The 7,508-nt window shown below is 38.8% G+C and carries 7 protein-coding genes; 3 read left to right on the top strand and 4 right to left on the bottom strand.

What is annotated here, in order from left to right; translation table 11 throughout:
- Nucleotides 1-82 (bottom strand): helix-turn-helix domain-containing protein (locus tag FFR48_RS23295; RefSeq protein WP_162501946.1); only part of this gene is annotated, 82 nt, incomplete at its 3' end.
- Between the two features lie 443 nt (nt 83-525).
- Here FFR48_RS23295 and FFR48_RS23300 point away from each other — a divergent pair.
- Complete coding sequence (locus tag FFR48_RS23300; protein WP_096571953.1) at nt 526-1,251, top strand: tetratricopeptide repeat protein; 726 nt, start codon at nt 526-528, stop codon at nt 1,249-1,251.
- Nucleotides 1,252-1,486: 235 nt separating this feature from the next.
- Here FFR48_RS23300 and FFR48_RS23305 read toward each other — a convergent pair whose 3' ends face one another.
- Nucleotides 1,487-1,900 carry a slr1601 family putative cell division protein gene (locus FFR48_RS23305; RefSeq protein ID WP_096571954.1) on the bottom strand — a complete coding sequence of 138 codons (414 nt, stop codon included), beginning with the start codon at nt 1,898-1,900 and terminating at the stop codon, nt 1,487-1,489.
- Nucleotides 1,901-2,153: 253 nt separating this feature from the next.
- On the bottom strand, nt 2,154-2,249 hold the full coding sequence (gene psaM / locus FFR48_RS23310; protein WP_096571955.1) for a photosystem I reaction center subunit XII: 96 nt from the start codon (nt 2,247-2,249) through the stop codon (nt 2,154-2,156).
- 268 nt (nt 2,250-2,517) lie between these two features.
- On the opposite strand from psaM, the gene FFR48_RS23315 reads away from it, so the two are divergent.
- Nucleotides 2,518-3,756, top strand: a complete 1,239-nt coding sequence (locus FFR48_RS23315; RefSeq protein ID WP_096571956.1) for an FGGY-family carbohydrate kinase — start codon at nt 2,518-2,520, stop codon at nt 3,754-3,756.
- 64 nt (nt 3,757-3,820) lie between these two features.
- On the opposite strand, the gene FFR48_RS23320 is transcribed toward FFR48_RS23315, so the two are convergent.
- Nucleotides 3,821-5,347: a sensor histidine kinase gene (locus FFR48_RS23320; RefSeq protein ID WP_137669008.1), complete on the bottom strand. Its 1,527-nt coding sequence runs from the start codon at nt 5,345-5,347 to the stop codon at nt 3,821-3,823.
- A 304-nt stretch (nt 5,348-5,651) separates the two neighbouring features.
- Here FFR48_RS23320 and FFR48_RS23325 point away from each other — a divergent pair.
- A partial coding sequence (locus FFR48_RS23325) for an ABC1 kinase family protein (protein ID WP_137669009.1) occupies nt 5,652-7,508 on the top strand: 1,857 nt, incomplete at its 3' end.

Below are 7,508 nucleotides of genomic sequence, written 5' to 3' on the forward strand. Positions count from 1 at the left end.
GTCTGGCTACTCCTGCGTGTTGCGCCAGTAGTAGTCGTTGTTGCTTGTTAACTTTGAGTTGGGTTTTGAATCCTAGTAGCATACAGTGATTTTACTGTAATTCTGTCACAAAGCCAAAAGATGACAGAAAATTTTCAGCAAATGTGAGTATTTGTTAGTATTGGTTAAGAAAAAAGTAACTAGCTACTAACCCCCTGACTCCTGACTCCTGACTCCTGACTCCTGACTCCGGTTGGTGAGCGACTTGTATTGAGCGCAGTCGAAGTAAGTCGAAGTAAGCCGAACCACTGACTCCTGACTCCTGACTCCTGAATTATTACATTGATCAAAATTCTTTCTGGAATTGACCTTTGGAGTGATGTATATATTTTTAGGCTTATGGCTTAATTGTTTAAGTAGTTTAAATTTGTTCTTCTTGGATTAAGCCAAGACTCCTGAAACAGTGAAACAGTGAGTAAACCACTAGCAAACAAAATCCTATCATTTCATTTGATTTCACAGAGCAAGTAGCTCAGGCAGGAATATATGGATCATTACTCCTTTTTAACTTCTAATACACAGAACAATCCACTATACAAAGGCAATCATCAAAATACTGCGTATACACAAAAAACTGGCGTGAAAACTAGCAGTAAATCTTTACCAGAGGACGGCTACTTAAGGTCTTATGCTTTAAAGTTAGCTCACCAAGGGGATTACACAGAGGCGATCGCTTTGTTAAACCAATTGATTGATAGTCATCCTAACAATGCAATTGATTATAACAATCGAGGGCTAATTTATTTTCAAAGTGGTGAATGCCAAAAAGCTCTAAGTGACTACAATACAGCAATGCAGCTAAATCCTAAGTTAGCAAGTGTTTATAATAATAGAGCTAATTGCTATGCTGCTTGTGGCGAGTTCATTGCCGCACTAGCCGACTATGATCAGGCTTTAGATTTAAATCCGCGTTATGTTCGTGCTTGGATTAACCGTGGTATTACTTTGCGTGATTTAGGAGAATATCAGGAAGCAATTGATAATTTTGAGATTGCATTGTTGTTTGGTCAGCTACAAGGTAATATTTGGGCTGAACGTGGTAGGACTTATCATATTTGGGGTGACTGGAATTGTGCGATCGCTGATTATTACCGCGCCCTCACATATATCAACTGTTTAGACACCAATGAGGATGTTTCTGGTTATCGGTTGCGCTTACAACTGGAAAATTGGTTAGATGAATTGCTTCTTCCCCAAAAGACTGATTGGTAAATTTTTCACATTAAATCAGATTAAATTCAAAATTCAAAAAATTTCAATTTTTTGCTTTCTCAAATTTTAATTTTTTGTTTTAATTTTTTGGTAGCGCCCCTGCATCTTTGATTGGCTAATAGATGATAACTATCAAACTCTTCACGAATTAGCTATTGACTATTAGCTTCTGTTATTAATAGAAATTCATTTCTTATTTATACACCCTTAAAATTGCAAATCATTTCAATTTGTCTCAGGGTGTGGAATTGGATCGTTCAGTATCTTTAGTATCTGGATTAATCAGCACCACCGGAAGTTGACTGGGAGCAAATCTATATGATTGTTCTTGCCTGATACTATTAGCTTGACTGGGATCAAAATTGCGGCTAAATTCCGTCCTCAAATCATCAACACGTCCTTGCATGAGCTTGACTTCTGTGCGGATTTCTCGCAACTTATCTTGTTGTAACCGGTGATAAGGCATAAGCTGAGATAGAGCAGATACCGCTGCTGTGATAATAACCAAGTTAACGGTGATCTTGGCAGAAGTTTCTAGTGCCATGATTTGATAAGAACGTTGGTGAAGATGTTTTTTTGGTCTAGGAGCAGTTCGGGTGGGTTTAACTGGTGGTTGTAGCGGTGGTTTGGATGGTTGAAAGGCGTTCATAACAATAAAAATAGTCAGGCTGATTGAAGGGAAGCACCATTAAAAGTAAAATGGCGCTAATTGCGACTTAATTTAGCTGCCATATTACTTCATTTTTGGTAATTTTCTACAAGTATTAGGTCATAAAAAAAAATACCTGGCATACGCAGGTACATTTTTTCAAGATACTTTTGGCTAAAAGTCCCAAGATCCTGAAGATTTTACCTTGTATGGCCAGGTTGATTTAGTCTTGTGTGGGTGTCACATCTGGGAGTTACTTGTAAAGTTCAGTCGCCAAACGCCAAGCGAGAATGCCTGGAATTAAAGCTACAACTAGAGCGATGTACACTTGAGTATCTGAGATAGTCATGGTGGAAACTCTCCTAAAATTCCAATGAGATGATTAACATTTCTTTTACTACTTTTCCTTGTTTTGCCAAAATTGGGGAATATCTTGTTACAAGATGCAACAAAAACATGATTTTTTCAGGAGTCAGGAGTCAGGAGTCAGGAGTCAGGAGTCAGGAGGCAGGAGTTATTGATTTTGGATTTTGGATTTTGGATTGTTTTTGTCAACTCCAATCTAAAATCTAAAATCTAAAATCTAAAATTTTCTTCCCTATTCCCTATTCCCCGTTATGACTTTCTACTTGGGTATTGATTTTGGTACATCTGGCGCACGAGCGATAGTGATTGATGAAGAGGCTAGAATTGTCTCTCAAATGCGTTATCCTTGGGCAAATGTGACAAATTGGGTAAATTGCTGGAAAGACGCTTTATGGGGTCTTATAGAGGGAATTTCCCAGGAATGGCGGCGTGAAATTGGGGCGATCGCTATTAACGGTACTTCTTCCACAATCTTGCTGACTGACGCTGCTGGCCAGCCTGTAGATGCTCCCTTATTGTACAACGATCCACGGGGATCAATGATGCTCAAGGATTTGAGTAGTATTGCTCCACCTAACCACACGGTACTGAGTGCTACTTCTAGCCTAGCAAAATTGCTGTGGATGCAACAATTACCTACGTTTAATCAAGCTAGATATTTACTACATCAAGCTGATTGGCTGGCATTTCTCTTACATGGAAAATTAGGTATTAGCGATTATCACAACGCTTTAAAATTGGGTTATGACGTAGAAAAGTTGCAATATCCAGAATGGCTAGAAAAAATGCAAATTCCTGTGTTTTTACCCCAAGTTTTAGCACCTGGTACTCCCATTAGTGAAATAACTCCAGAAATTGCGGCTAAATTTGGTTTTAGGCGTGATTGCTTGGTGTGTGCAGGAACAACAGATAGTATTGCGGCTTTTTTAGCTAGTGGAGCAAAATTACCAGGGGAAGCGGTAACTTCTTTGGGTTCAACTTTGGTACTGAAACTTTTGAGTCGTACCCGTGTAGAAGATGCACGATATGGAATTTACAGCCACCGTTTAGGAGATTTATGGTTAACTGGAGGAGCTTCTAATACTGGGGGCGCTGTATTAAAACACTTTTTTACTGATGATGAGTTAGTTCGCTTGAGTCAAGAAATTGATGTATCACAAGCCAGTGAGTTAGATTATTATCCTTTGTTGAAAGAAGGCGATCGCTTTCCCATTAATGATCCCCATCTACCCCCAAGACTAGAACCTAGACCAGATGATCCCAAAGAATTTTTACATGGTTTGTTATCAAGTATGGCGCGAATAGAAGCAAGAGGATATGAATTATTGCAACAACTGGGAGCAGATAAATTAAGCTATGTTTATACGGCTGGTGGTGGTGCGGCTAATTCTACTTGGACGGCTATTAGAGCTAAATATTTAAAAGTACCTGTAGTTGCATCTAATAACACCGAAGCTGCTTATGGAAGTGCGCTTTTAGCGATGCGGTGATCAAGAATAGGTGATTGGTGATTGGTGATTGGGGAGAAATATTTACCTCCTGCCTCCTGACTGCTTACATTTTCACTTTTTGTTGACAACTAACTTCTAAAGGGAGGAAAATGGTTAAAACTTCCCCATATTTGGGATTTTGACGTACAATCAACTTACCACCAATAGCTTGAAATAGATGTTTAGTAGCAGAAATATTTAAACTAATAGTTCCTGTTTCCGGCTGGAATACTAATAATTGACCTAAAGATTTACGAATTGGTAGTGTTATTGTTCTGGTTGTATCTTGACAATCTAATTGAGGTGATAATTGTAATTTGAGTTGATCCCCGGCGGGAATAACTTGAACTTGAATAGAACTACCGGGGGGTAAACTGCGGGTGAAATTTTCCATTAAACCGGTGAGTACCCGATCTAGCATAGCGGGATTACTGACAACAGTTGGTAATTGCTGAGGTAAAGCCACATCTAAAGTTAAATTCCGTCGAGTTGCTGCTTGTTGCCAACGGGGGATACTTTGCTGTAAAACTTGATCCAAAGACATTGGAGTTAATTGGGTATTGCCAGATTTTGTTGTTGTACAAGTTTCTAATTCTGCGGCTTTAAATAACAACTCCATCCGATCAATTTGTTCAGTACATTCGTGATCAATAACTTGCAAACGATTAATTACAGTAGTTGGTAAATCTTGCCGCTTGAGTAGCAACCGAGTCATAGTACGAATAGTTGCCAGTGGGGTGCGGACTTCATGGGCAAAAGCTTGTAGTAATTCCACATCAGAACGGGAAGATGGTTTTGCTGATGGGGAAAGATGATTGTGGGTAGGTGGAGAGATGGGAATAGTATGTGTTGGTTTATCCGTTTCTGGTTCTGCTAATTCCTGAAGCAAAAACTGGGTAAATTGAATTATAGTTTGATAGTTTGGTGCAGTTGCCGGATATTTTTGGACTAAAGCATCCAAATCAGCAAATAATTCGGGATTAGTCAAAACCACCCTTGCGCCTAAAACTTGCCAAGCTTGCTGTACTACTTCTGGTGCAAAAGAAAATAAAAATTCTTTGTTCCCGCTGCTGTTTGCTGATAACACTAAAACCAATCTAAAATTTTCTGTGAACACCAAGCAAAACTGCTCTGCTCCTAGAGGATCGGCAGGTAATAAGGGTAAAATTGATTCTTCTGGACAGATATGATTATATTTGTAAGCATAGTCTGTAATTTGCTGCGGATCTTCCCAAGGAGATATGGCTTCATTTTCTCGACTTTGGGCGATCGCACCGGAAACTTGAAACGGCATCAAAGCCAAAGGGTTAAAGGGTTGGGCAGTAAAAGTAACCGTTTTTAAACTTTTAGTTAATTTTGGCTGACTAAATAAGGGTGCTGGTGCTGTTAAAACTAAACCTTGAGTTAAACCTTGGGTTAAACCTTGAGTGATGTCAGATGTCGTAGTTGCCAAGGTATTGAGGAGGAGATGTTCTGTAGCTGCTAAACTGATGCGCCATTGTTGCTCTGCTTTAGCAGATGAACACTCAGCCTTATTTGATCGGCTTGCGGCTAAAACTTCTCTCAAACTTGGCAAAATCCATTCGTACACAGGTTTTCACCTCTCGATTAACGAGTATCTAAAATCTAATTGACGAGCATCTCACAGCAGCTAAAGTAGACACTGCACTATATACTTATGAGGTTATAGTCTTTTCTGCATTAGTGATAGTAGTAGAACCGAACAATTGAGTAGGAATTTCCCTGGCGATGATGGCTATCTTGATGAAAATCAAGCTGGGATAAAACCTTGCCAAGATATGATTACAACTTTCCTTGCTTGTTGACTTATCTAGCGGCATTCGCAACATATTGTTACAATATTTAACAGCGTTTATCTCACTGGTGGCTTTTTGATGATGGTTAAGAGTCTTCCCCCTAGTTCTCGTTCTACCGTGGAGGACAGTCGCGGAAGCGAATTGTCCTTAATTGAAGTAATACCAGAAAATAGTACAGAAGTCTTGGTGATCAATTCACCAAAATTCTCAGCAAAGCATAAGCAGACAGTATTAGCTGAAACTGAACCTGAGACACTGCGTTATGATCCTGAAGAGATTCAAGCACATTACCAAAACCAGCCTTTACAGGTTCTGCGGCGAATTTTAACAGTTTTACGACCTACGTTGTCATATCTTTTCGGGATTTGGTGGGATAAGCAACGGGGAATTGTGGTGAAAAATGATCGTCGTCGGGCAGTTCAACTGCGAGAATTATTAACAAAATTAGGTCCTGCTTATATTAAAATTGGACAGGCATTGTCTACTAGACCGGATTTAGTTCCTCCTATATATTTGGAAGAATTAACTAAATTACAAGATCAATTACCACCGTTTCCTAATGAAATAGCTTACCAGTTTATTGAGGAAGAATTAGGAAGTCGTCCAGAGGAGATTTACGCGGAACTTTCAGCAGAACCAATTGCTGCTGCGTCTTTGGGACAAGTTTATAAAGGTAAACTCAAAACTGGGGAAGAGGTAGCAATTAAAGTCCAGCGTCCAGATTTGCGAGAAAGAATTACCATTGATTTGTACATTTTACGCAAGTTAGCTGGATGGGTGCAAAAAAATGTAAAACGGGTTAGAAGTGATTTAGTTGGGATTTTGGATGAATTGGGCGATCGCATTTTTGAAGAAATGGACTATATCCATGAAGGTGAAAATGCTGAACGCTTTTTTGAATTATATGGACATATCCCAGATATTTATGTACCAAAAATTTACTGGGAATACACCAACCGTCGCGTTTTAACGATGGAATGGATTAATGGTATTAAATTAACTCAAACGAGGGAAATTAAAGAACTAGGAATAGATGCACGTTATTTAATTGAAGTAGGTGTGCAGTGTTCCCTGCGTCAATTATTAGAACATGGATTTTTCCACGCTGACCCCCATCCTGGTAATTTGTTAGCTACCTTTGATGGTAAGTTAGCTTATCTTGATTTTGGGATGATGAGCGAAATTAAACCGCCCCAACGTTATGGTTTAATTGAAGCTATTGTTCACGTTGTTAACCGTGATTTTGATTTATTAGCACAAGATTATGTCAAATTAGAATTTCTTTCCCCAGAAACAGATTTAACACCGATTGTTCCGGCTTTTAGCAAGGTTTTTGCTAATGCCCAAGGTGCGAGTGTCGCAGAACTAAACATTAAAAGCATTACTGATGATTTATCAGCATTAATGTATGAGTATCCTTTCCGCGTACCTCCCTATTACGCTTTAATTATTCGTTCTTTGGTGACATTGGAAGGGATTGCTATTTATATAGATCCGAATTTCAAAGTTCTCAGTGAAGCTTATCCTTATGTTTCTAAACGACTGTTAACAGATCCAGCTGATGAATTAAGAACTTCATTGAAAGATTTACTATTTAAAGATGGTAAATTCCGGTGGAATCGTTTAGAAAACTTGTTAAAAAATGCCCGTAATAGTCAAGATTACGACTTTAATTTAATCATGAATCAGAGTGTAGAATTTCTCTCTTCTGAACGCGGTGTATTTATTCGTGATAGGTTAGTAGATGAGTTTGTGAATGGGCTGGATGCGGTAAGTAAAAACGTTTTACATAATTTTACTTTTTTACTCCGAGAAAGGGTAGGTTTAACAGCAGTTAATGAAATGCCTGGTGCAAGTGTTGAACAACAACAAACTTTAGAACATATTAAACGAATTTTAGGAATTCTCCGAGAAACGAGAGGTTTTGATCCTGCT

It is taken from the genome of Sphaerospermopsis reniformis (assembly GCF_005402885.1).
GTDB classification, from domain to species: Bacteria; Cyanobacteriota; Cyanobacteriia; order Cyanobacteriales; family Nostocaceae; genus Sphaerospermopsis; species Sphaerospermopsis kisseleviana.

Bases quoted from the DNA above. Each gene is read 5' to 3' on its own strand.
- FFR48_RS23300 (WP_096571953.1), top strand. From the start codon at position 526: ATGGATCATTACTCCTTTTTAACTTCTAATACACAGAACAATCCACTA.
- FFR48_RS23305 (WP_096571954.1), bottom strand. From the start codon at position 1,900: ATGAACGCCTTTCAACCATCCAAACCACCGCTACAACCACCAGTTAAA.
- psaM (WP_096571955.1), bottom strand. From the start codon at position 2,249: ATGACTATCTCAGATACTCAAGTGTACATCGCTCTAGTTGTAGCTTTA.
- FFR48_RS23315 (WP_096571956.1), top strand. From the start codon at position 2,518: ATGACTTTCTACTTGGGTATTGATTTTGGTACATCTGGCGCACGAGCG.